Origin of the sequence: Janthinobacterium sp. FW305-128, assembly GCF_020858135.1 — a bacterium.
GTDB lineage: Bacteria > Pseudomonadota > Gammaproteobacteria > Burkholderiales > Burkholderiaceae_D > Janthinobacterium.
Genome location: NZ_JACYMK010000014.1, coordinates 81,923 through 104,024 on the forward strand (window position 1 = coordinate 81,923; position 22,102 = coordinate 104,024).

A 22,102-nucleotide genomic window follows, 5' to 3' on the forward strand; every position below is an offset into this window, starting at 1 on the left:
CGCAGGGGCGGCATCAGCTTGACAAGCGGGCAAGATCAGCGGCGCGCGCCCGCCAGGCGTTTGACCACGACGATCATGCGGTCGATTTCCTCATACGTGTTGTAGAAGGCGAACGAGGGCCGCACGGTCGCTTCCACGCCGAAGCGGCGCAAAATCGGCTGGGCGCAGTGGTGACCCGAACGCACGGCGATACCCTCGTCGTTCAGGGCGCGCCCCACTTCCGCCGGCTCGTAGCCAGCCAGCACGAACGAGGCCACGCTCGCCTTGTCCAACGCCGTGCCGATCAGGCGCACGCCGGGAATCGCTTGCAGCTGGTGCGTCGCGTATTCCAGCAGCGCGTGCTCGTAGGCGGCGATGTTTTCCAGGCCGATGCGCTGCACGTAATCGATGGCCGCGCCCAGACCGACGGCATCGGCGATATTGCCCGTGCCCGCCTCGAAACGGTTCGGCACGCCCTGGTAGACGGTGCGCTCGAACGTGACGTCGGCGATCATGTTGCCGCCGCCCTGCCATGGCGGCAGTTGCTCGAGCAAGTCCGCCTTGCCATACACGGCGCCGATGCCCGTCGGGCCGAACACTTTATGCCCCGAAAACACATAGAAATCGGCGCCCAGCGCCTGCACGTCCACGCGCAAATGCGATACGGCTTGCGCCCCGTCGACCAGCACGCGCACGCCGGCCGCATGCGCGAGCGCGATGATCTGCGCCACGGGCGTGACGGTGCCCAGCGCATTCGACACCTGCGTCACCGATACCAGCTTGGTGCGCCCGTTGAGCAGCTTGCGGAATTCATCGAGGAGGATCTGGCCGCTGTCGTCGACGGGAATCACGCGCAGGGTCGCGCCCTTTTCCGCCGCCAGCTGCTGCCACGGCACGATGTTGGCGTGGTGCTCGAGCTGCGAGACGATGATCTCGTCGCCGCTGCCGATGTACTTGCGCCCGAAGGTGTTGGCAATCAGATTGATGCCTTCCGTGGCGCCGCGCACGAAAATGATTTCATTGGCCGAGGCGGCGCCCAGAAAATTCGCCACCTTGGCGCGCGCGGCCTCGTACGCATCGCTGGCGCGCGCCGCCAGCGCGTGGGCGGCGCGGTGGATGTTCGAATTCTCGTGCGCATAGAAGTACGACACCCGGTCGATCACCGACTGCGGCTTGTGCGTGGTGGCCGCATTGTCGAACCAGGCCAGCGGCTTGCCGTTGACCCGTTCGGCCAGCACGGGAAAATCGCGCCGCACGGCGTGCACGTCGAATGGCGCGGGGGTTTGGCCATGCCCTTGCGGCCGCGCAGGCAGCTCGGTCTGGAAATAGAACGCGGGCGGGCTGTCAGATGGCGATACGGGCAGCTGGCGCGCGGGCGTCCGCTGCGGCGTGGCAAACGCGTCGGGCGCGGCCTGTCCCAGTCCCTGGCCCGCCAGGCCGTCGAGATTATGGTTCGACACGGGATAGCCATGTGCGCCGCCGACAAAATAGTAGGGCGACGGTGCACCGATGGCGGACAACCGCGGCGTGGGCACCGATATCGGCGCCGGCGCAATGGGGGACTCCAGCGGCGCCGTCACGGGCGGCACCTGCGCCGTCGCCACGCCGGGCGCGATGGCGGCGAACGAAGGGCCGGGCTGGGGCGGCGGACGGTTCGCATAACGGGGTGCCGCATCGAGCACGCTGCCGGAACCGCCAAGGCTGGGCGACTTGTCCAAGCCCGGCAAACGGGCAAAGAATTCGCCGGCCAAACGGTTCAGGGTCGCTTCGTCGGGTAAAAATGGGACGGCAGGCAAGCCCGCCGCACCATCACTTGTAGGTGTCTGGGTAGTCATGGTATTTACCGATCTCCACGTCTTCCAGTACGGCCAGCGCATCGTCGGTCAGCACGGCCAGCGAGCAATACAGCGAAATCAGGTAGGACGAAATCGCGTGGCGGTTGATGCCCATGAAACGCACTGACAGGCCCGGGCTCTGCTCGCCCGCCAGGCCAGGCTGGAACAGGCCGATCACGCCTTGCCGCTGCTCGCCCGCGCGCAGCAAAATGATCTTCGTCTTGCCGTCTTCGATGGGCAGCTTATCGGACGGCACCAGCGGCACGCCGCGCCACGTCAAAAACTGGGAGCCGAACAGGCTGACGGTGGGCGGCGGCACGCCACGGCGCGTGCATTCGCGGCCAAAGGCGGCAATGGCCAGCGGGTGCGCCAGGAAAAAGCCCGGCTCCTTCCACACTTTCGTCAGCAGTTCGTCGAGGTCGTCCGGCGTGGGCGCGCCCGTCAGCGTAAAGATGCGCTGGTCGTCATGCACGCTGGCCAGCAGGCCGTAGTCGGGATTGTTGATCAATTCGCTTTCCTGGCGCTCCTTGATCGTCTCGATGGTCAGGCGCAGCTGCTCCTTGATCTGGTCGTGCGGGCTGCTGTACAGGTCCGACACGCGCGTGTGCACGTCGAGCACCGTGCTGACGGCATTGAGAAAATACTCGCGCGGCTGGTCGTCGTAGTCGACGAAGGTTTGCGGCAGTTCCGATTCGTCGCGCTGCGAGCAGGCCACGCGCACGTCCTTCGGATTTTTCACGCGGTTGAGGCGGTAGATACCCGCTTCCACGGGCAGCCATTGCAGCAGGTGCACGAGCCAGCGCGGCGTGATCGTGGATAACTGGGGGACGCTCTTGCTTGCATTGGCCAGCTGGCGCGCGGCGTTGTCGCCCAGCGCAAACTGGCTCTCTGTTGCTACTGTCATGACTACTCCTGATGAGAAAAGTGAATATGCTTATCTGAAAAACAAATAAAGTATCGGACGTCTCCCCTCTTCTCTCAACATGCTATCGCCATCATCGTGACGCTTGATCCACCCGATTCAATCCACCAGTTCCGGTTCGCAGCGCGCCATCAATCCCGCCAGGCCGATGCCCAGCGCAATGGCCAGTTTTTCCACCGTCAGCAGCGATGGCGTGGCGGCGCCCCGTTCGATTTCGCCGATGAACGAGCGGTTCAAGTCGGCCGCTTCGGCCAGGCGCTCCTGCGACCAGCCACGCCCTTCGCGCAACTGGCGCACGGCCAGTCCAAACTGTTTGATCAACATGCTGTCCTCATGGGTGGTGGGCAAAGGCGGGGTGGGATGGCGCCGGCGACTCCGGTGCCTCCTGCTGGTTGTGCGCTTGCGTGACATGGCTGCCGGGCGCCACGCTGCGGGTCAGCCAGACATTGCCGCCGATGACGGAGCCCTGGCCGATGGTCACCCGTCCCAGGATAGTCGCGCCCGCATAAATGACCACGTCGTCCTGCACGATGGGATGGCGCGCCAGCCCCTTTTTCAGCACGCCATCAAAGCCGGCTGGAAAGCGCTTGGCGCCCAGGGTGACGGCTTGATAAATGCGTACCCGTTCGCCGATGATGGCCGTCTCGCCGATCACCACGCCCGTGCCATGGTCGATGAAAAAGCTGCTGCCGATGATGGCGCCCGGGTGGATGTCGATGCCCGTCTGCGAATGGGCCACTTCGGCGATGATGCGCGCCACCAGCGGCGCACCGAGCGCGTACAAGGTATGCGCCAGGCGGTAATGGATGATGGCCAGGATGCCCGGATAGCACAGCAGCACTTCGTCGACGCTGTGCGCGGCCGGGTCGCCATGGAAGGCGGCCGCCACGTCCGTGTCGAGCCGGGCGCGGATGCGCGGCAGCGCGCGGGCGAAGCGCTGCACGATGGCCAGCGCCTGCTGTTCGATGGACACCGTCTGCTGCAAGCCGTGCTGGCGCGCGTGGTAACTGAGTTCGCGCCGCACCTGTTCGTGCAAGCCCGTGAGCGTCGTGTCGAGCGTGTGGCCGACAAAGAAATCCTCGCTCTCCTGCTGCAGGTCGAGGGGCCCCAGACGCATGGGGAACAGGGCCGCGCACAGGGCTTTGATGATGTCGTGCAGATGCTGGCGCGACGGGAATTCGCGCGCGCCGCATTCCTGGCTGCCGGCCAATCCTTCGCGCCACTGCGCGCGCACGGCGCGCAACTCGTCGACGATCTGGTGCAGCTCCCATTGCGGCTGCGCGGCAAGGGAGACGGGGGGAAGGGCTCGCTGGTTCATGGTGGTCCCGGGAAGCGGGTTAATCTTGCAGCCAGGGCAGCGCATGCCAGCGCCAGCCGCCGCTGTGGCCACGCTGCTGCTGTGCGTCGAGGTCGCCCTCGAAGCCTTGCGCGATATTGAAGACGTGCGTAAAACCCGCCTTGGCGGCCGCTTCGGCCGCCGCGGCTGAGCGCTTGCCGCTGCGGCACAGCAGCACTACGACGGCATCCTTGCCGCCCACCTTCGCTTCGAGCTCGCGGGTAAAACGGGGATTGCGGTTCATGGCCGTGCCGGTGGCCCACGCCACGTGCAGCGAGGCGGGCACGTAGCCGACAAAAGTGCGTTCTTCGTTGGTGCGCACGTCGACCAGCACGGCTTTGCCGGCCTGCACCAGTTGCCACGCATCCTGCGCGCTGACGATGCCCGCATACGGCAAACCCTGGGCCTGCGCCTGGCTGCGCGCGAGATGGAGTACTTCATCAAACGCCGCCTCGCCGTGCGCGGCGCGGGGATCGAAAATCAGTTCTGCAGCAGCCATCTGTCCACCTCTTTATTCCGTCGTCAAAAACCAGCACGAGTCCACTGTAGCGAACTTATGTTGTTCGGAAAACAAATTAAAAAGAGTTTGGAAAGCTGAAAAACAGATATGGGGACTACGCGCGGAGCGTCCGCGTATGGGGTCAGACCCTCACGCGCGTTGGCGCCAGGCTTTGCGTCAGCTGTGTTGGGGGTCTGACCCCAGCCCTCGCCTGCCCTGCGCCAACGCTCAACCAGCGCGGCGGCGCTCGCGCAGCAAGAACCGCGCAGGATCCAGGGCGGCGGCCAATTGACTCTCCAGCGGCAACGGCTCCCCCTCCAGCTGGCAAGCCAGCAGCTCGGCCGCCAGCGGTGCCCAGATCAGGCCGCGCGAGGCATAACCGAGCAAGCCGAACAGGCCGGGCCAGCGCGGCACGTCGCGCAGGCGCTCGCAGCGGCCCGGTATGCCGGGGTCGGGCAAGGCGCCCGCCAGCGGCAGGCGGTCCGCTGCCATGCAGCGAAAGCCCGTGCGCCCGGCCAGCGGCGCCTCGAACGGGGCCACGTCCAGGATGTCGGCGATCTTCGCGATATTGTCTTCCTGGTTCGATGGGCGCAAGCCGGGGTCCGCGTCCGCATCGTAGCTGGCGCCCACGCACACGACGCCCTGGTACGCCGGCGTCACGTAGGCTTCGCGGCAGACGACGAACGGCAGCGACGGCAAGCTGCCTTCGGCCAGGTGCGTGACCTGGCCGCGCACGGCGTCCAGCGGCAAGCCGGCCGCCTGTTCGAAATCCACGGCGCCCGTGCCCGCCGCCAGGATGACGGTGGGTGCCGCCGCGATCAGGGCACCGTCCGCATCGCGCACCAGCCATTCGCCGTCGCCACGTTCCAGGCGCAGGGCGCTGCTGGAAAAGCGCCGCGTGAGCAAAGCGCCGCAGGCGTCCAGCATGGCCGCGCAGACGGAAGACGGGCGCGCCCAGCCGCCCTGCTCGAACCACCAGGCGCCATCGGGCGCCGGCGCGCCCAGCATGGCGGTTGCCTCAGGCGCTTCCAGCCAGCGGGCGAATTCACGCGGATACAGGCCGCTGGCGGCGATCTGCCGCTGCACCTGCGCATGCGCCCCGTCGCGCGCCAGGTGCAGCACGCCGCTTTGCGCACCCTCGATGGCGGCGCCGATACCGCCCAGGTCTTTCCAGCGCTTCAGCGAGTACAGAAAGGCGGCGCGCACCAGGCGCGTGGCGATATTGTCGTCCTTCGACATCAGCGGCATGAAGATGCCGGCCAGGTTGCCCGACGCTTCGCTCGCAGGCTGCGCGTGGCGTTCGATCAAGGTCACCTTCCAGCCGCGCGCGGCCAGCCGTTCGCAGGCGGCCGCGCCGGCCACGCCCGCACCGATGACGACGGCGCACCGCTCGGGCGCGGCAACGGCCGCGTACTCGTCGCGCCGCGCATAAAACACGGCGCGCAAACGGCTCTCGTCAAAAACAAAGCCATGCTTTTGCAGCGCCGTGCGCTGCGCCTCGTCCAGGTGCACGGCTTGCAGGTGCGCGCCATCGGCCATCAGGCGCGCCAGCACCGGCGTGGCCGCCGGCACCCAGGCCAGATGCACTTCATCGACACGCGCCGACAATTGCGCCAGACAGGCATCGGGCTCGCCGATCAGCACATCGAGTATGACGAGGCCATCGTGCGACACCATGCGGTGCAGACCCGGCACGCAGGGCGGCCACTGTGCGCGCCAATCGTCGGGCAAGTGATGCGCATCGACAGGACGCGGCGCCAGCGCGATGTAATGCAGGCGGCGACCGCCATGCGCGGCGCAGGCGGCGCGCAGGCGGGCAGCGTCAAAATCCGTGTCGAGCAGGACCAGGGCGCGGCGCATCAGCGCCCCGCGCGGCAAAAGCAGACGGGCGCGTGGTCGTTGACCATGCCGATGCCCTGCATGTAGGCGTAGATGATGGTCGAGCCGACGAACTTGAAGCCACGCTTGAGCAAGTCTTTCGACAGTTTGTCGGACAGGGCCGTCTTGGCGGGAAACTCGCCCGGCTGCCAGTTGTTGACGATGGGCTGGCCGTCGACATACGCCCACAAAAAGCTGTCCAGGGTCTGCCCTTCCGCGCGCAGGCGCAAATAGGCTTGGGCATTCGTGATGGCGGCCGCCACCTTCAGGCGGTTGCGCACGATGCCAGGGTCCGCCAGCAGCTGCGCCACCTTGTCCGGGCCATATGCGGCGATCTTTTCCGCATCCCAGTCGTCAAAAGCGGCGCGGTAGGTGTCGCGCTTGTTGAGGATGGTTTCCCAGCTCAGGCCAGCCTGCGCGCCTTCCAGGTTCAGCATCTCGAACAGCCGGCGCTCGTCGTGGCAAGGCACGCCCCATTCCGTGTCGTGATACGCAAGGTAGCGGGGATTGGCCGGATTGGCCCAGGAGCAGCGGATGGTGGTCATGGTCGGGTTCTTCATGTGCGGGCAACCGCCAGTATAGTTTATCGGCCGCGCAGGATGCGCCCCAGCTCCTGCAAGCCGTGCGCCATCTCGGCCGGGGGAATCGCCGCAAAGCCCAGCAGCAGCCCGGGCGGCGTGGCGCATTCGGGCCCCGCCGCCGGGTCGGCATAGTGTCCCAGCGGGCGCAGTTCGATGCCCCGCGCCAGGCCCGCGCGCGACACCGCTTCCTCATCGTGATCGCCGCGAAAATACGCGCACAGTTCCAGGCCGCTGTCGGCCGGGCCGCACGCGAGCTGGCCATCGAGCTCGCGCGCCAGGCCGCGCACCAGCAGGTCGCGCCGTTCGGCATTGCTGTCGCGCGTGCGGCGGATATGCCGGCCAAAGTGGCCTTCGGCGATGAAGTCCGCCAGCGCCATCTGCGGCACGATGGCCGTGTGCCGGTCCATCACGGCCTTGGCCTGCACCAGCGCTTCGGCCAGCGCGGGCGGCGCCACCATGTAACCGAGGCGCAGGCCGGGAAACAACACTTTCGACAGGGTGCCCACGTAGACCACGCAGCCGGCCCGGTCCAGGCTTTGCAGCGACGCCAGCGGCGCGCCCGAGTAGCGGTATTCGCTGTCGTAATCGTCTTCCACCAGCCAGGCTTTATTGTGCGCGGCCCAGGCCAGCAGGGCCAGGCGGCGTGGCAAACTCATGCTCACGCCCAGCGGCATCTGGTGCGACGGCGTCACGTAGGCCAGCTTCGCCTGCGGACAGTGCGCCACGCCGTAGGCCACGTCCAGCCCCTGCGCGTCGACGGGGACGGGAAACACGCGCGCGCCGGCCGCGCGCAGCGGGCCGCTGGCGCCCCGGTAGCCGGGCGACTCCATCCAGGCGGCGTCGCCGGGCGCCAGCAGGATGGTCGACAGCAGGAACAGCGCCTGCTGCGAACCGGACGTGATGACGATTTGCTGCGGCGTGCACTGAACGCCGCGCGACGCCTTCAGGTACACGCACAGCAGTTCGCGCAGCGGCAGGTAGCCGGCCGGGTCGCCGTAGCCGAACTGGTGGTCGGGCCGGCGCCTGCGCCGCGCTTCCAGGCGGTTCCACACATCAAATGGAAAATGGTCGATACGCGGCATGCCGACGCGGAAGGCGCGCAGCGGCCCCCGGTGGAAGGCCACCTGGCGCATGGCCGTCACCACGCCCTGCCCGCGCGCCGACAGGGGCCGCAGCAGGCCGGGCACAGCTGCCGGCGGCACAGGCAGGGGCACCTCGCGGCTGACAAAAGTGCCGCGCCCGACGGCGCCATCGAGGTAGCCTTCGGCCGTCAGCAGCGCATACGCATTGAGCACCGTCTGGCGCGACACGGCCAGCAGGCGGCAAAAATCGCGCGTGGGCGGCAGCTGCATGCCGGGGCTCATGCGCCCGTCGAGGACGGCCGCCTTGATGGCCGCATACAGCTGGCGGAACAGCGGTTCGCTGGCGCCGCGCTGCAGCGGCAAGGCGGCGATAAGCTGGTTCAGGTGGGAAGCTGGCATAGTGTGGCTCTCGAATTGGTATCTTCAAGATAGCACTTATTGGCTGTTTTAAATAGCCAAGACTGACGCTAAGATGACGCATCCCTCTACTTTTGCGGAGCAACCATGCATCAGTTTTTCGCCACCGTGGCCTGGCAGCGCGACGGCCAGGATTTCGCCGGCCAGCGCTACAGCCGCGGCCATGAATGGCAGTTCGACGGCGGCCTGACGGTACCCGCCTCGTCGTCGCCCCTGTCCGTGCCGCTGCCCATGTCGGTGGCGGAAAACATCGACCCGGAAGAGGCGCTGGTGGCCGCCACGTCGAGCTGCCACATGCTGTTCTTCCTGTCGCTGGCGGCCCAGCGCGGCGTCGTCATCGACGATTACCGCGACGATGCCGTCGGCGAACTGGGCAAGAATGCACAAGGCCGCCTGGCCATGACGCGCATCGTGCTGCGTCCGCGCATCGCCTTCGCGGGAACGCCGCCCTCGCCCGAGGCCTTGGCCGCCCTGCACCACGATGCGCACGAGCGCTGCTACATCGCCAATTCGCTGACGGCCGACGTCGTCGTGCAAGGAGCCGCCTAGATGTACACGCCCTCCACCTTCCGCGAAGAGCGCCTCGACGTGCTGCATGGCCTGATCGACAGTCACCCGCTGGGCGCGCTCGTGCGCCACGGCGCCGATGGCCTGTGCGCCGACCATCTGCCGTTCGAGATCGCCGCGCCCACGCTTGATGCGCCATTCGGCATCCTGCGCGCCCACGTGGCGCGCGCCAACCCGCTGTGGCGCGCCGCCGGCGGGAGCGACGACGCACTGGTGATCTTCCAGGGGCCGCACGCCTACATCACGCCCGCCTGGTATGCGGAAAAGCAGCGCAGCGGCAAGGAAGTCCCCACCTTTAACTATGCGGTGGTGCATGCGCACGGCCCCCTGCGCGCCATCGACGACGCGGCGTGGCTGCTGGGATTGGTGGAGCGGCTGACGGCGCGCCACGAGGCGGATCAAGCCGCGCCGTGGAAGGTGGGCGACGCGCCGGCCGGCTATATCGACAAGCTATTGAAAGCCATCGTCGGCATCGAGATTCCCCTCACGCGCCTGGAAGGAAAATGGAAGCTGGGACAGAATCGCAGCATGCAGGACCAGGCCAGCATGGCGCACGGCCTGGCGCTCGATCATCACCCCGGCCCGGCGCAGGCGCTGGGCGCGCTGATCGCCGCCAACGTCACGCCAGCCAGCTGACGGCCGCCGAAAACGTCAAAAATGACAGCGCCGTCGACACGAGGATGATGCGGGCGATGCGCGTCGTCGCTGTGCTCCCGATAATGCGCAAGGCGCGGGGCGCGCCCCGTGACGTTGACTGTCCCCTCACGCCAGCCAGCTGACGGCCGCCGAAAACGTCAAAAACGACAGCGCCGTCGACACTAAAATGATGCGGGCGATGCGCGTCGTCGCTGTGCTCCCGATGATGCGCAAGGCGCGGGGCGCGCCCCGTGACGTTGACTGTCCCCTCACGCCAGCCAGCTGACGGCCGCCGAAAACGTCAAAAACGACAGCGCCGTCGACACTAAAATGATGCGGGCGATGCGCGCCGTGTTCGCGCCGAAGCGTTCCGACAGCAGCGCGACGTTGCTGGCGCTGGGCAGGCAGGCCACCAGCACCATGCAGGTCAGCGCGAACGGATCGAGCGGCGCACCGAGCGCGATGGCCACGTGGCCGATGCCCCACACCAGCAGCGGATGCAGCAGCAGTTTTTTCAGCGCCACGGGCACATATTCTCCCAGCGGCGCCGGGTCGCTCGTGCTCATCTGCGAACGGGCCAGCACGGCGCCGATGGTAAACAGGGCAACGGGAGAGGCGGCATCGGCCAGCAGGCCCATCGTCTGCGTCAAAGGCTTGGGCAAGGCCAGTTCCAGCCACGACGACAGGGCACCGAGCACGATCGCCCACGGCATCGGGTTGCCCGCCATGCCCTTCATGGCGTTGACGACGGCGGCGCGGCTGCCGTGCGCGCCGCCGCTGCCGATGCGCGACAGGGCGATGCACAGCGAGCTGGTCATGAGCATGTCGACGACAATGGTGACGATGACGGGGCCCGAGGAACGGGGTCCGAGCAAGGTCAATAGCAAGGGCACGCCCATGAAGCCCGTGTTCGGGAAGGCCGCCACCAGCGCGCCGAAGGCAGCATTGTTCCAGTCGATGCGGTGGCTCAGGGTCATGGCCGTGGTGACACCCACCATGATCAGGGCGCACAGCAGATAGACGCCGAACACGCTGGCGTCGAGCAGTTGCGCGACGGGCGTGGCGGCGCCGAAGCGGTACAGCATGCACGGCAGCGCGAAGTACAGGACAAAACTGTTCAAGCCGCCGATGGCGGCCAGCGGCAGCAGCGTGCGCCGCACGGCCAGATAGCCGCACAGCACCAGGGCGAAGAAGGGAAAGGTGATGGCGAGGATGGTCAGCATGAAACGCCATTGTAGCGCGCCGCACTGGCCGGCCGCCTGGCGCAAAAAAAGGCCGCTCGCGCGGCCCAAGGAGGTTTCGGAGAAAACGCCGGTGGCAAGCTATGGCTTGAGCTGGGCGCGGATCTCGCCGGCCGGGTAGGCCGCGCTGTGCACGTTCACATACAGGTTGCCGGCCTGGTAGCTCGCATACTGGGGCGGCGTCAGCATGGTGTTCGGCGGCACGGCAAACATGCCTTCGGCGGTTTTCACCAGCGGCACGATGACGGGGCCGTTGGCGCCAGCGGGCGCTTCATGGATATGCGCGACGGTGGCCACCATGCCCGTGTAGCGCACGCCCCCGCTGACGCTGCGGTCGTGCGCGACGCGGATATTGCTGCTGCCGGTGGCCATGCTGGTATTGGCCGGCACTTCCTGCGCGCCCGTCAGGGTGACGTCATGGCCGCCCGGGTGATGCGGGCCATGGGAACAGGCGCCCAGCAGGGCGGCCAGCGCCAGCACAGTGGCGGCGCGGCGTAGGTGTTGCGGCAATGTGGTCATCGCAGTACTCCTTCAACGGACATCGGATCACGGATGGCGCCATGCCCGCACAGCCGGGTCTGCGCCGCACTTGAGTTGCATGGTGCGACAGTAACGCCATGCCGTGCAGTCCGTCTTGCTTTGCGACAAACTTGGCGCGCGCCCGCCACCCGGCCTCAGACCAGATGCCCTTCCGCCACCCAGCCCCGATTGGCTGCTGGCGCCTTCGGCTTGGGCGCGATGCCGCTGCTCTTTTCCGCATCGAGGATGATGCTGCGCATGCTGTCGCTGGCGGCAGGCCCTGGCGCGAACGCGTAATACTCATCATTGATGGGCAAGCCCGTCGTGGCGTCGACCAGCACCGGATCGGCGGCCAGGCCCGTGTCGCGGCTGGCGATGACGAGACTGGCGCCTTCGGGCGCGAAGTTTTCATTGCCCCAGGCGATAAACGCCAGCAAGACGGGCTTGAAGGCGCGGCCGGACTTGGTCAGCACATAGTCGTAGCGGGGCGGCTTGGCGCAATACAGGCGGCGCGTCATCAAGCCCCCTTCCACCAAGTCGGCCAGGCGGCGCGTCAGGATAGTGGGCGCGATCTTGAGGCTTTTTTCAAATTCGTCGAAGCGCGTCTTGCCATAAAACGCTTCGCGCAGGATGAGGATGCTCCACCATTCGCCGACCTTGCCCAGGCTGCGCGCAATCGGGCAAGGCAAATTATTAAAGTTGGTATGTTTCATGACCGTCTCCTCACGTTGATCCAACACAACAATTAAAAAAAAATCCTACGGTTGCCACACGGAAACTTAGTTACTATCGCTTTGCAAGCCGTCTCCCGCCCCGTGGAGGGCTTGAAAATACGCGAAAAATCACACTTTTCTTGCTCCAGTACAATCATGCTTAGTCCAGCTTCTCCCGTCCCGGTGTGCGAAACGGCGTCAGAGAATGTTGTTTCCCGTCCGTTTTTCACCTGATACGCTTACGATGACTTCTTTGAAATTTGCCTCCCTGCTAATGTTGCTCGCCCTCTCCCTCTGCCAGACCACCGCCGCCGCCACCGTTTCCTCCGCATCGTTCCAGGCCACCTTCGTCGTCCACGAAGCGTGCACCGTCGTCTCGCAGCGCGGTAGCACCCAGGTGCGCTGCCAGCACAACACGCCCTATCTGCTGCAACAGCAGGCGACGCCATCGGACACCGGCCTCATCACCGTCACGTTCTAAAAATAGATCGTTGCCGTCACCGTGTCCTTGTAGTCGCCGGGGCGCGGCGACACCTGCGCCGGCACGCGGCCGTAAATCGTCAGCGGCACGCTGGCGCCCGTGCCTGTGCCTGTCACCATGCTGGTGCCTGACGTGCCATCGCCCCAGAGCGGGCCATCGAGCGTCGACGACAGCAGGTAGCTGACCTTGTCCGTCGTTACAATGTTTTTCATTTGCCGGTTCGCCACGTTGGCCGCCACGCTGCCGCCGTTCAGGGCAATCTGGTAGGCATTGTTGTTCACGCAGCGCACGGACAAGGTACTGGTGCTGCGCAAGTTGCCCGTCAGGATGGAAGCGTTCGCGAACGCCATCGGACTGGCCGCGATGGTGCAGTCGTTGACGGCCGTGGCATTGACCGCGAAACCGAAGCTGCCGCTGCTGGCCGTGCAGCCAAACAGGTTGACGAGGCCATACGTGGTGTAGGTGTAGGTGCCCTGGCCGGCAAAGCTCGACGTGTACACCGTATTGGCGTTGGCGGCCGTGGGCACGGCGGCCAGGGCCGTGCCAGCGGGTATCCTGGCATACACGGTAAAGGTGGTGGAATACGTGCCGGGCGGGGCCAGCAAGCCGGCCGACAAAATGATGCCGAAGGTCGACGGCGCGCCCGCCACGCCGGCGCCGCCCCAGATCTTCGCCGTGGCATACGAATTGTCCACGTACACGTTGTACTCCATGCGGTTGCTGCCATTGCCCAGCTTGCGCGGCAGGGCCGAGGTGGAATTCGTGCCCAGCCCCAGCGAGATGCACACTTGTGCGTTGGGCGTGAGCAACTGCCCCAGGTTCAGCGACGAAAACAGGCAGCTGAAGGTGCCCGTTGCCTGCGCCACGTAATCGCTGCCGGAAATCGGGCTGACGGCGCCGAAATCGATATTCGTCATGCTCACCGTGCAGGTATCGGCCGCCTGCGCCGCGCCGCCCCAGGCGCATCCCAGCAGCAGGGTCAGACATGGCAGCAGGCGGCGCATCAGCGGCCTCCCCCGGCGCCGGCGGCAGCGCAGCGCAGCGGCCCGATCACGGGCAAGCCGCCCGCGGCAGGACGCACATAGGCAAAACCTACCGTGCACGCGCTGTCGCCCTCGCCGACTTGCAGCTGATTCTGCTCGAGCAGATCGTCAACGAACACCATGCCGTCAAATCCCATGACCGTCTGCTTGCCGCTTTGCACATGCAGCACGGGCAAGCCCGTGGCCAGCGGCTTGCCGTCGGCGCCTTGCACGATGACGGTGGCGGCGCTGTAGCGTTCGACGGGAAAGGCGGCCAGCACGCCCGCCAGCTGTTGCGGCACGACATTCATATTGGTCACGGGCACGCGCGCGTCAACGTCGAGCTCATCCGTGGCGATGCTGATCTGGTTATTGCCATAAGGATTCAAATTCGGTACCAGCAGATAGCCGCCCCTGTCGGTCACGCCGATCTGGCGGTTTTCATGCAGCACGGGAATATTGCCCACACCGCCAGTGGACACCAGTGCAAAACCGCTGCCCACCTGGCGCGCCGCCTCGACATGCCCATCCATCAGCACCAGCGCGCCGGCCGCGCCCAGCGAGGAGGCATTGCCCATGCCGCCGCTTTGCGTGCGCGCATCCACGCGGCCGTTATTGCCCAGGTATTCCACTTGCGCTTGCCGATAGGCATTGCGGCCCACCGTGCCAGCCTGCAAGTTCCAGCCGACACCGCCGCCAAAGTCCGCCGCCCGCTGCGCGCTGACGCTGCGGCCGCTCTCGCCGTTTTGCCGGCTGCCGCTCGTGCTGATGGCCAGATTGTTGTCGAAGGCCATGCTCAAGCCGACATAAAAGCCCCGCTTCTCGCGTTGCCGCAAATCCTGGAACAGGCTGGCGTTCAGGAACAGGCCGTGAAACAGGGTCGCCGAATAGCCCAAGGTGGCCAGCTTCGATGACGGTACGCCAGGCGTGCGGTAGCCGATATAACTGCTGCTGATACTGCTTCCCGCCGGCAAAGGCAGGCTCACGGTGACGCGGTCCGCCGCGCGCACCACGGGGCTGCCATCACGCGAAGCGAGGTCGCCAAACCCGGCGCTGGCGCGCACGCTGTACGCATCGACGCTGAAGCTTGGCCCCACATATTGGTACCCGGCGCCCAGCTGCGCACCACGGCTGCGGCCGGCGCTGGCCGACAGCGAGCTGCTGAGCACGCCCGCCTGGCCCAGCCGCACCAGCGCGCCCGCCCCCGCCTGGTACAGGCCGGCAGCCAGTTCCGCATGGCCTTCGATGGTGAAGCTGTCGCTGACGCCATGGCGGCCGGAAGCGCTGGCAAGCAGTTGCCGCTCGTAGCCGAACAGGCGGCGGCCATAGTCGCGCCGCACGGCGCCCGCCTCGACCGAATAATCGCTCAAGCCGCTGGCCAGCATGCGCGTGTCGACATACAGGGGCAGCACGGTCGTCACGCTGCGCCCCAGGGCATCGCGTGTGATGAGGGTGGCTTGTCCCGCGCCATTGATGCCGGCCACCTGGTTCAGCACAAACGGACCGCTGGGCACGCTGGCAGCATATTGCTGCACGCCATTCACATACAGGCTCAGCGACGAAGGCACGAGCGCCGTGCCATCGACGGAGGCGACGGGAAAGGTCAGCAGGTCCGGCCGCAGCTGGAAGTTCTTGCGCCACTGCACGCCGCCCACGCGCACGGCGCGGCTCCAGCTGAGCGATGAGGAGATCAGGTCGCCCACTTGCCACGTTTGCAGGGTCTCGGGGTCGGCATGGCTCCAGAAGGTGTCAAAGCGCATGTACTTGCGCTGGTCTCCCCCCAGGTTCACGGTACCGGTATGGCTGAACACGCCGCGGTCATTGAAATAGCGCAAGTCGTTGAAAATGGCGGCGCGCCGTGTCCGGCCCAGTTCCGCATAGGCTTCGTAATCGAGCACGGCGCCGGGCGTGACGCGCGACGGCGGCGTCTGCGCCGCCAGGCGCGCATCGATGCGGTACGGCGCGCGCAAGTCGTCCGTCACCTGCAGCGACACGCTCTGGCGCGCCGCATCATATTCATAGCTGAGTCCCGGAACCGCATCGAGCGCCACCTCGGTCTGACCGGGCGCGACCAGGCGCGCCGGGTCCAGCCCCAGCTGCTGCAAGTTCGCCACACTGCTGCGCAAGGTTTTGCCCACCTGGGTAAAACGCAAGATCAGCCCGGTTGAAACAGCATTCACACTTACCTCCAGATACAGTTCATTCGGCGCCGCCGGATCGGTGGGCAAGCTGGCCGGCCCCGGATCGGCGCCCGTCACGGCTGCCGCGCCATCGGCCCTGGCCAGCGGCGCCATGACCAGCAACAGCAACGCTGCCAGCGCGCGTTTCATGGTTCACGCCGGTCGCGCCCGCCATGGCGGCCATGTTCAGGGTGTCGAATTCTTGGCAATGAGCGCCTTCGCATTCACATTGACCGCAATACTCAACGGCCCATCCAGTTCGGCCTCCCTGGCGACGGGCAGGCGCCATACGCGCATGCGTTCGGCCAGGACATAACCAAACAGCCCCTTGCTGACGGCAAACTCCTTGCCCGCCTGGTTCGTCAACGTCATCGCCCCGATCTGCGCATGGACATTGCCGCTGTTCTTGATACGCAACATCCACTCGCCCCGCTCGCGGAAGACTTGCCAGTCGAGCACTTCCTTGCCCGGCGCAGCGGCCGGCAGCACGAAAACGGGCACCGAATAGCGCAGGCGGATATCGACGCCGCTGCGACCCGCATCATCCTCGCGGCTGATTTCATCGATGAGCACGCGATACGTCTTTTCCTGCGCGACAGGGCCAGCCTGGGCACGCACGAGGCGGATGGTCTGCCGGCTGTTGGCGGCGATTTCAACGATCGGCGGACTGGCCACCAGCTCCTGCGTCGGCGCCAGCACTTCTTCGCCATCGCGCTGGTCCCAGGCGAACACCCGCACCTGCCCGTAGATGGCTTGGTCGCCGAGATTTTGCAAGTTGATACCCGCGGCATTCTGAGCGGCGCGCAAATTGAGCGTCACCGGCGAAATCTGCAAATTGGCGCCGTTCGCGCCGGCGGCGCAGCAGGCCAGCAGCGCCAGTACGCTTTTCAGCAGCGACATCGAACCGGCGTTCACGCAGCGCCTGGCTTAAAAGTACACGGTGGCCGTGATGGTCGACTTGTAGGTATCAGGCGCCGGCGTCGCCTGCGGCGGAATGTTGCCGTACACCGTGAGCGGCTGCGACGCGCCGTTGCCGGTGCCGCCGACGGTATTCGTGCCCTGCGTATCGCCCCACAAGGTGCTGCCGGCCGTCTGGAACAGGTTGAATTGCACCGTCCCCAGGTTGCCGCCCGTGCCGCTCAGATAGCGCGTGGTGCCGCTTGAGCCCGTGCCCGTACCCGCCGTCAAGCCCACGTTGTACGGCGTGGTATTGGTGCAGGTGACATTCACGGTCGTATTGACGTTCACGGCAGTAGCCAGTACGCCCTGACTTTGGCCAAAGTCGAGATTGGCAGCCGCAATGGTGCAGTTGGCGATGATTTTCAGGGTCACGTCAAAGGTCGTGGTATTGCTGCCGTTCAGATACACGGCGGCATCGGCGTAGCCAGGCAGGAGGGCCGTCGCAGCAAGGACGACACTGGCGGCAGCGGTGAAGCGGGGTGAAATAACTCGCAACATGATACCTCCTGATGACGGAACATCATTAATGCGCCCATCGGCATGAAGGGCTCGAGGATAGTCACGGTATTGCCGGCGTTTTCTGGGGCACGCAAACCAGGACGACAACATACTTGCGCCGAGAGTCAGAAAGCGAGGGACTCCGGCATTGTTTGCAGCATTGGCAAAACAGATTTTTTGGCAATCGACATTGCTTAAAATCAATGCATGAGTGAATTATTGGCGATATAGGAAATCCGCGCTTCTTCTCGCGGAGAAACATCTTTTGAAATACGAGAAAAGCAGAAAAAAAAGAAAAAGCGAGGCATAATAAGCCACAACTTGCTATTTGGTTAAGTCATCCATGCCATGCCATTGACCAGCGAAACCATCAGAAAAAACATCTTGATCGTGGACGATTCCGCGTTCGAGCAGCGCATGCTGATGGAGCTGCTCAGCGAGCAGCCCTACCGCTTCAGCATTGCCTTCAATGGCTACCAGGGCTACCAGCTGGCATTGGCCACGCATCCCGACCTGATCCTGCTCGACGTGCGCATGCCCGAGATGGATGGCTACACGGCGTGCCGTTTGCTCAAGGCCAATCCCGACACGGAACAGATTCCCGTGATCTTTCTCAGCGGCGCCGACGCCGCCAAGGAGCGCGTCATGGGCTTGCAGGTGGGCGGCGTCGATTACATTGCAAAGCCGTTCCTGCCGGAAGAACTGGCCGCGCGTATCCATATCCACCTGGGATTGATGCGTAAAAGCAACAGCACATTACCCGCGGCGACCCCGGTCGGCGACCGGCAGCAACATCCGGACCTCGTGTTCGTCAATGCCGTCAAACAACTCATCCTCGACAACCTGGGCAGCCTGCCCAACCTGTCCGAAATCGCCCGCAGCGTGGGCACCTACCGCGAAAAACTGACCCTGATGTTCCGCGAGCAGACGGGCATGACAGTCTTCGCCTTCATCCGCGAAGCGCGCATCGCGCGCGGCGTGGAACTGCTGCAGCAGACGGAAATCGACGTGCAGGATGTCGCCCTCCTGATCGGCTTTCACAACGCGGGCAACTTCGCCACGGCCTTCCGCGAACGCATGGGCGTCACGCCCAGCGCCTACCGCCAGCGCCTGCATGAACAGGCGGGGCAGCGGCAGGTGTCGAACGGGCACTGAGGGGCACGCATGCCCCCCGCACCCTAGAACTTATAGTTCAGCTTGAGCGACGCGAAACGCCCGCGCGGATCGGCTTGCGTATAGTCGAAGCCCGAGGCCGAGTAATCCCACGGCGCGCGCTTGTTGGCCAGGTTTTGCACGATGAAGGTGACGTTCGCCGCCGGCGTGACTTGCCAGCTGGTGGTCACGTCGAACGTGCTGAAGGCGGCCACCGATTCATCGAGATGCGTATTTTGCGCATAGCTGCCCACGTAATTCCAGGTCAGCGTGGACGACCATTTGCCCTGCTCCCAGGTGGCCGAGGTGACGCCGCGCCATTTCGGGATGGAGCCGAAATAATTGGTGCCGGCGCCATCGGTGAGCGGCGCGCCGTCCGACAGCGGTTCGGCAAAGCGCAGCACGCGGCTCAGCTGGCCGGCCAGGGTCAGCTTGCCCCAGTCCTTGTCGACGAAGCGCTGGCGCAGGTCCAGGTCGATGCCGGACACTTCGCGCTGTCCCTGGTTGCGGTACTGGCGGTACAGGGTCGTGATGCGGCCATCGGCGTCGCGCGTGATCTTTTGCGGCGCCGATGCTTCGTTGGCGAGCGTGGTGGTGGCGCTTTCCGTGCCGATCACGCCATCCTGCTTGATGCGGTAGTAATCGAGGCCGATGCTCGAACTGCTGGTGGGCGAGACCACCACGCCCAGGTTCAGGTTATTCGACCGCTCAGGGCGCAGCGCCGTATTGGCGATGGTAATGGCCGTCACGCCGCGCGTCTGCGTGGGCGTGACGGGGTCCTTCGGATCGAGCACGCTGACATAGCTGACGGCCGTGCTTTGCGTGATTTCCGGCAGCGACGGCGCGCGGAAGCCGCGCGACACGGTGCCGCGCACCAGCAGCCACGGCGCCGCCTGGTAGCGCGCGCTGGCCTTCGGCGAAAACGCATTGCCGAAATCGCTGTAATGGTCGGCGCGGCCCGCCAGGTTGACGGACAGGTCTTTCACCACCGGGACGTTCAATTCGGCAAACAGGGCCGACACGCTGCGCGAGCCGTTGATGATGTTGATCGCCGGGCGCAGCTCGGTGCCGGACAAGACGGCCATCGAGGTTTGCGAATCCATCTTTTCGCGGCGCCACTGCGCGCCGGCGGCAAAGCCCAGCGGACCGGCCGGCAGCTGCCACAGGTCTTTCGCGGCCGAGAAATCGACGGTGTCGAGGGTCGATTCGGCCGGACGCAGGGTCGACAGACGCAGGCGGTTGCGCACCGCTTCGCTGTTCTGCGCCTGATCAAAGAAGTTATAGCTGCCGTCGGCCAGCACCTGCTGGAATGCGTAGCGGTTGACGAAGTTCTGCACGGTTTCCTCCAGCTTGCTGCTCGAGTGGCCGACGGCCGCATCCCAGTCCCAGCCCGCCAAGGTGCCCTTGACGCCCGCCAGCGCGCGGTAGAACGTGACCTTGTCCTGTTTCAGGCGCGGCCCCAGGTCGAACAGGGTGGCCGTGAACGGCAGGGGCGTGGCGCCCGGATTGTTCGGATGGCCCACGGGCAGCACGACGGGAATCGTGTCGAGCGCCTGGGTAGCGTTGTTCCACACGCGCGTGGCGTTGTTCACCGTCAATGGCGCGCTGAAGGTCTGGTCGGCGCGCGAGTAACTGTGCAGCAGGTCGACATACGCTTCCGTATCCGCATTCAGTTTGAAAGTGGCACGCGCGGCCGTGTGCACGCGCTGGATGCCGGGAATCAGGGTTTTATATGGCGACGGGTTATACGCCAGCACTTGTCCCGTCTTGCCGGGCGTGATGTCGCCATAATTAACCAGCTGCAATGGTCCGCGCACGCCGCCCAGGGTCTTCGTCGGGTCCGTGCCCGCATAGTTGGTGATGGCCCAGCCCAGGCTGCCCCGCTGCTGGTTGCGGAAGTCCGCATCACGCATCCACGCCACATCGCTTTGCTGCAGCTTGTCGCGCTGCTGCGCATCGACCGAGAAGACCAGGCTGTAGCCATCTTCCTCGAGCTTGCCGAAACCCGTCTGCAGCGCCGCGCTCTTTTCATGCTGGCCCGTGCCTTCGGTCGAGCCGCCCCACTGCGCCGTGATGTCCGTGCCTGTGAATTCCTTGTACAGGATGATATTGACCACGCCGGCCACGGCATCGGAACCGTAGACGGACGAGGCGCCATCCTTGAGCACCTCGATGCGCTGCACGGCCGCCATCGGCAGGCTGTTCAGGTCGACAAAGGTTTCCTGCAGGTTTTGCGCCGTCGCATAACTGGCCACGCGCTTGCCATTGACCAGGATCAAGGTATTTTTCTGGCCGATGCCGCGCAACGACAGGCCCGAGGTGCCGGCCGAGAAACTGCCCGTGTATTGTTCGTTGTAGCTGTTGCCGCTGTTGGCGGAGATGGCCCGCAGCACATCCGACACGCTGGTCTTGCCGCTGGCTTTCAATTCCTTGGCCGTGATGACCTGCACGGCGCTGGCACCCTCTTTTTCGCTGACGCGGATATTCGATCCGGTCACGTTGACGCGCAACATGTCGTCCTCGGCATGGGCGATGGTGGAGACGGCGGGAAAGGCGGCGGCGATGGCAAGACTGATGGCGAGTGGTTTGAACATGGTTTCCTCTTATTGGGATTGCAGCCTTTTTCCGATAAAAAGGCCGAGCAGGGGCACGCGGACCGGGTAGGCCAGCGGGCAAACGACAACGAAACGGATGGGAATGACTTAGGGGATGCGTGGCCGGGCACGCACCGGCATCCACTGCGCCATGCATTGCATGGTCAGCTGGTGCCGGACGGCATAAAAACAGGGAGAAGGACTAATGCGCAACATAAAAGACACCGGTAAGCGGGGAAAGGCCACTATATCCCGGCGTCTTTATGGCGTGAACGAATTAAAAATTGATTGTATATACGATTTTGAATCTAAGGACTTGGTATTTGGCAATATCAGGCGTCGGCCATCGCCTGCGGCGCGGCCGCCGCGCGGCGCGCCTGCACGCTCCACCAGTACCAGGAAATGACGGCATTGACCCAGTAGGCCGCATACAGCACGGCCGTCAGGTGCAGACCGCGGCTGTAGTAGAGCGGCACGGCCACAGTGTTGACCAGCAGCCAGAAGGCCCAGGTTTCGATGCGCCGGCTCATCAGCAAAAATTGCGCGATGATGCTGAACACCAGCACGGCCGAATCGATGAAGGGCGCGTAGGCATTCGTGAAGCGGTGCAGCAGCATGCCGTAGATCGCCACGGAGGCGATACCGGCCGGCACCACCCAGGCCAGAATGCGCCGGCCCGTGCGCGTGATCGGCAAGGGCTTGCCGCCGGCGCCGCGCCGCCATTGCAGCCAGCCGATGACGCAGGTGACGATGAAAAACAGCTGCAGCATCACGTCGGCGTACAGGTTGACCTGGAAAAACAGTACGGCGAACAGCACGCAGCCGACCATGCCGATCCACCAGGAATGGATATTATTGCGTCCAGCCAGAATGATGGAGGCAGTCATCAAAACATTGGCGGCGATCTCGAGCGGGGGAGTCAAGCGGATTTCCTTAGAATGAAGGCAGGCCGCCACTATAGCCCATTTGATATCCGCAACCAGCCATGCACTGCTTGACTTTCGTGGCCA

22 protein-coding genes are annotated in these 22,102 nt (G+C 65.1%); 4 read left to right on the plus strand and 18 right to left on the minus strand.

Features of this window, described 5'->3' with window-relative positions:
- Positions 1 to 35: 35 nt before the first annotated feature.
- The 8 genes from IGS60_RS25330 to IGS60_RS25365 all read right to left on the minus strand — a co-directional run bounded on the left by IGS60_RS25330 (position 36) and on the right by IGS60_RS25365 (position 8,511).
- Positions 36 to 1,814: a family 2A encapsulin nanocompartment cargo protein cysteine desulfurase gene (locus IGS60_RS25330; protein ID WP_230506554.1), complete on the minus strand. Its 1,779-nt coding sequence runs from the start codon at positions 1,812 to 1,814 to the stop codon at positions 36 to 38.
- The gene (locus IGS60_RS25335) at positions 1,789 to 2,718 is read right to left on the minus strand and encodes a family 2A encapsulin nanocompartment shell protein (protein ID WP_070221598.1); all 930 of its coding nucleotides are present in this window, start codon (positions 2,716 to 2,718) and stop codon (positions 1,789 to 1,791) included. The genes IGS60_RS25330 and IGS60_RS25335 overlap by 26 nt, the downstream gene beginning before the upstream one ends.
- Before the next feature lie 117 nt (positions 2,719 to 2,835).
- Positions 2,836 to 3,060 (minus strand): helix-turn-helix domain-containing protein, encoded by a 225-nt coding sequence (locus IGS60_RS25340; protein ID WP_070221599.1) that lies wholly within the window; start codon positions 3,058 to 3,060, stop codon positions 2,836 to 2,838.
- A 7-nt stretch (positions 3,061 to 3,067) separates the two neighbouring features.
- Positions 3,068 to 4,054, minus strand: a complete 987-nt coding sequence (gene epsC / locus IGS60_RS25345; protein ID WP_121668377.1) for a serine O-acetyltransferase EpsC — start codon at positions 4,052 to 4,054, stop codon at positions 3,068 to 3,070.
- 19 nt (positions 4,055 to 4,073) lie between these two features.
- On the minus strand, positions 4,074 to 4,571 hold the full coding sequence (locus IGS60_RS25350; RefSeq protein ID WP_083287303.1) for a rhodanese-like domain-containing protein: 498 nt from the start codon (positions 4,569 to 4,571) through the stop codon (positions 4,074 to 4,076).
- A gap of 228 nt (positions 4,572 to 4,799) precedes the next feature.
- On the minus strand, positions 4,800 to 6,431 hold the full coding sequence (gene mnmC, locus IGS60_RS25355) for an FAD-dependent 5-carboxymethylaminomethyl-2-thiouridine(34) oxidoreductase MnmC (RefSeq protein ID WP_070292469.1): 1,632 nt from the start codon (positions 6,429 to 6,431) through the stop codon (positions 4,800 to 4,802).
- The gene (locus tag IGS60_RS25360) at positions 6,431 to 6,994 is read right to left on the minus strand and encodes a DNA-3-methyladenine glycosylase I (RefSeq protein ID WP_070312554.1); all 564 of its coding nucleotides are present in this window, start codon (positions 6,992 to 6,994) and stop codon (positions 6,431 to 6,433) included. The genes mnmC and IGS60_RS25360 overlap by 1 nt, the downstream gene beginning before the upstream one ends.
- 38 nt (positions 6,995 to 7,032) lie before the next feature.
- A complete protein-coding gene (locus IGS60_RS25365) occupies positions 7,033 to 8,511 on the minus strand; it encodes a PLP-dependent aminotransferase family protein (RefSeq protein ID WP_230506555.1) in 1,479 nt (492 codons plus the stop codon).
- 105 nt (positions 8,512 to 8,616) lie between these two features.
- Here IGS60_RS25365 and IGS60_RS25370 point away from each other — a divergent pair, with 105 nt between their 5' ends.
- Both IGS60_RS25370 and IGS60_RS25375 read left to right on the plus strand, forming a co-directional pair.
- Positions 8,617 to 9,078, plus strand: coding sequence for an OsmC family protein (locus tag IGS60_RS25370; RefSeq protein ID WP_230506556.1), 462 nt, complete (start codon positions 8,617 to 8,619; stop codon positions 9,076 to 9,078).
- The gene (locus IGS60_RS25375) at positions 9,079 to 9,732 is read left to right on the plus strand and encodes an FMN-binding negative transcriptional regulator (protein WP_070312551.1); all 654 of its coding nucleotides are present in this window, start codon (positions 9,079 to 9,081) and stop codon (positions 9,730 to 9,732) included.
- Between the two features lie 126 nt (positions 9,733 to 9,858).
- Here IGS60_RS25375 and IGS60_RS25380 read toward each other — a convergent pair whose 3' ends face one another.
- The 4 genes from IGS60_RS25380 to IGS60_RS25395 form a co-directional block, all read right to left on the minus strand.
- Positions 9,859 to 10,005 carry a hypothetical protein gene (locus IGS60_RS25380; protein WP_230506557.1) on the minus strand — a complete coding sequence of 49 codons (147 nt, stop codon included), beginning with the start codon at positions 10,003 to 10,005 and terminating at the stop codon, positions 9,859 to 9,861.
- Complete coding sequence (locus IGS60_RS25385) at positions 10,002 to 10,955, minus strand: AEC family transporter (RefSeq protein ID WP_230506558.1); 954 nt, start codon at positions 10,953 to 10,955, stop codon at positions 10,002 to 10,004. The genes IGS60_RS25380 and IGS60_RS25385 overlap by 4 nt, the downstream gene beginning before the upstream one ends.
- A 99-nt stretch (positions 10,956 to 11,054) precedes the next feature.
- Positions 11,055 to 11,492 carry a CHRD domain-containing protein gene (locus IGS60_RS25390; protein ID WP_230506559.1) on the minus strand — a complete coding sequence of 146 codons (438 nt, stop codon included), beginning with the start codon at positions 11,490 to 11,492 and terminating at the stop codon, positions 11,055 to 11,057.
- Positions 11,493 to 11,647: 155 nt separating this feature from the next.
- Positions 11,648 to 12,205 carry a helix-turn-helix domain-containing protein gene (locus tag IGS60_RS25395; RefSeq protein ID WP_070312550.1) on the minus strand — a complete coding sequence of 186 codons (558 nt, stop codon included), beginning with the start codon at positions 12,203 to 12,205 and terminating at the stop codon, positions 11,648 to 11,650.
- Positions 12,206 to 12,410: 205 nt separating this feature from the next.
- Here IGS60_RS25395 and IGS60_RS25400 point away from each other — a divergent pair, with 205 nt between their 5' ends.
- A complete protein-coding gene (locus IGS60_RS25400) occupies positions 12,411 to 12,686 on the plus strand; it encodes a hypothetical protein (protein ID WP_230506560.1) in 276 nt (91 codons plus the stop codon).
- On the opposite strand, the gene IGS60_RS25405 is transcribed toward IGS60_RS25400, so the two are convergent.
- Genes IGS60_RS25405 through IGS60_RS25420 form a run of 4 tightly spaced genes read right to left on the minus strand, consistent with a single transcriptional unit; the run spans position 12,683 to position 17,346 of the window.
- Entirely contained in the window at positions 12,683 to 13,690 is a 1,008-nt protein-coding gene (locus IGS60_RS25405) for a spore coat U domain-containing protein (RefSeq protein ID WP_070292382.1), read from the minus strand. The two genes, IGS60_RS25400 and IGS60_RS25405, sit on opposite strands and share 4 nt — an antisense overlap.
- Positions 13,690 to 16,038 (minus strand): fimbria/pilus outer membrane usher protein, encoded by a 2,349-nt coding sequence (locus IGS60_RS25410; RefSeq protein ID WP_230506561.1) that lies wholly within the window; start codon positions 16,036 to 16,038, stop codon positions 13,690 to 13,692. The genes IGS60_RS25405 and IGS60_RS25410 overlap by 1 nt, the downstream gene beginning before the upstream one ends.
- Positions 16,039 to 16,074: 36 nt before the next feature.
- Positions 16,075 to 16,803 carry a molecular chaperone gene (locus IGS60_RS25415; RefSeq protein WP_227742093.1) on the minus strand — a complete coding sequence of 243 codons (729 nt, stop codon included), beginning with the start codon at positions 16,801 to 16,803 and terminating at the stop codon, positions 16,075 to 16,077.
- Positions 16,804 to 16,815: 12 nt separating this feature from the next.
- Positions 16,816 to 17,346, minus strand: a complete 531-nt coding sequence (locus tag IGS60_RS25420; RefSeq protein ID WP_121668371.1) for a spore coat protein U domain-containing protein — start codon at positions 17,344 to 17,346, stop codon at positions 16,816 to 16,818.
- Positions 17,347 to 17,694: 348 nt separating this feature from the next.
- Here IGS60_RS25420 and IGS60_RS25425 point away from each other — a divergent pair, with 348 nt between their 5' ends.
- On the plus strand, positions 17,695 to 18,501 hold the full coding sequence (locus IGS60_RS25425) for a response regulator (protein ID WP_070292380.1): 807 nt from the start codon (positions 17,695 to 17,697) through the stop codon (positions 18,499 to 18,501).
- Between the two features lie 23 nt (positions 18,502 to 18,524).
- Here IGS60_RS25425 and IGS60_RS25430 read toward each other — a convergent pair whose 3' ends face one another.
- Together IGS60_RS25430 and pnuC are read right to left on the minus strand one after the other, a co-directional pair.
- Positions 18,525 to 21,092 carry a TonB-dependent receptor gene (locus IGS60_RS25430; protein WP_230506562.1) on the minus strand — a complete coding sequence of 856 codons (2,568 nt, stop codon included), beginning with the start codon at positions 21,090 to 21,092 and terminating at the stop codon, positions 18,525 to 18,527.
- Between the two features lie 332 nt (positions 21,093 to 21,424).
- Positions 21,425 to 22,015 carry a nicotinamide riboside transporter PnuC gene (gene pnuC / locus IGS60_RS25435; RefSeq protein ID WP_083287966.1) on the minus strand — a complete coding sequence of 197 codons (591 nt, stop codon included), beginning with the start codon at positions 22,013 to 22,015 and terminating at the stop codon, positions 21,425 to 21,427.
- Positions 22,016 to 22,102 lie beyond the last annotated feature (87 nt).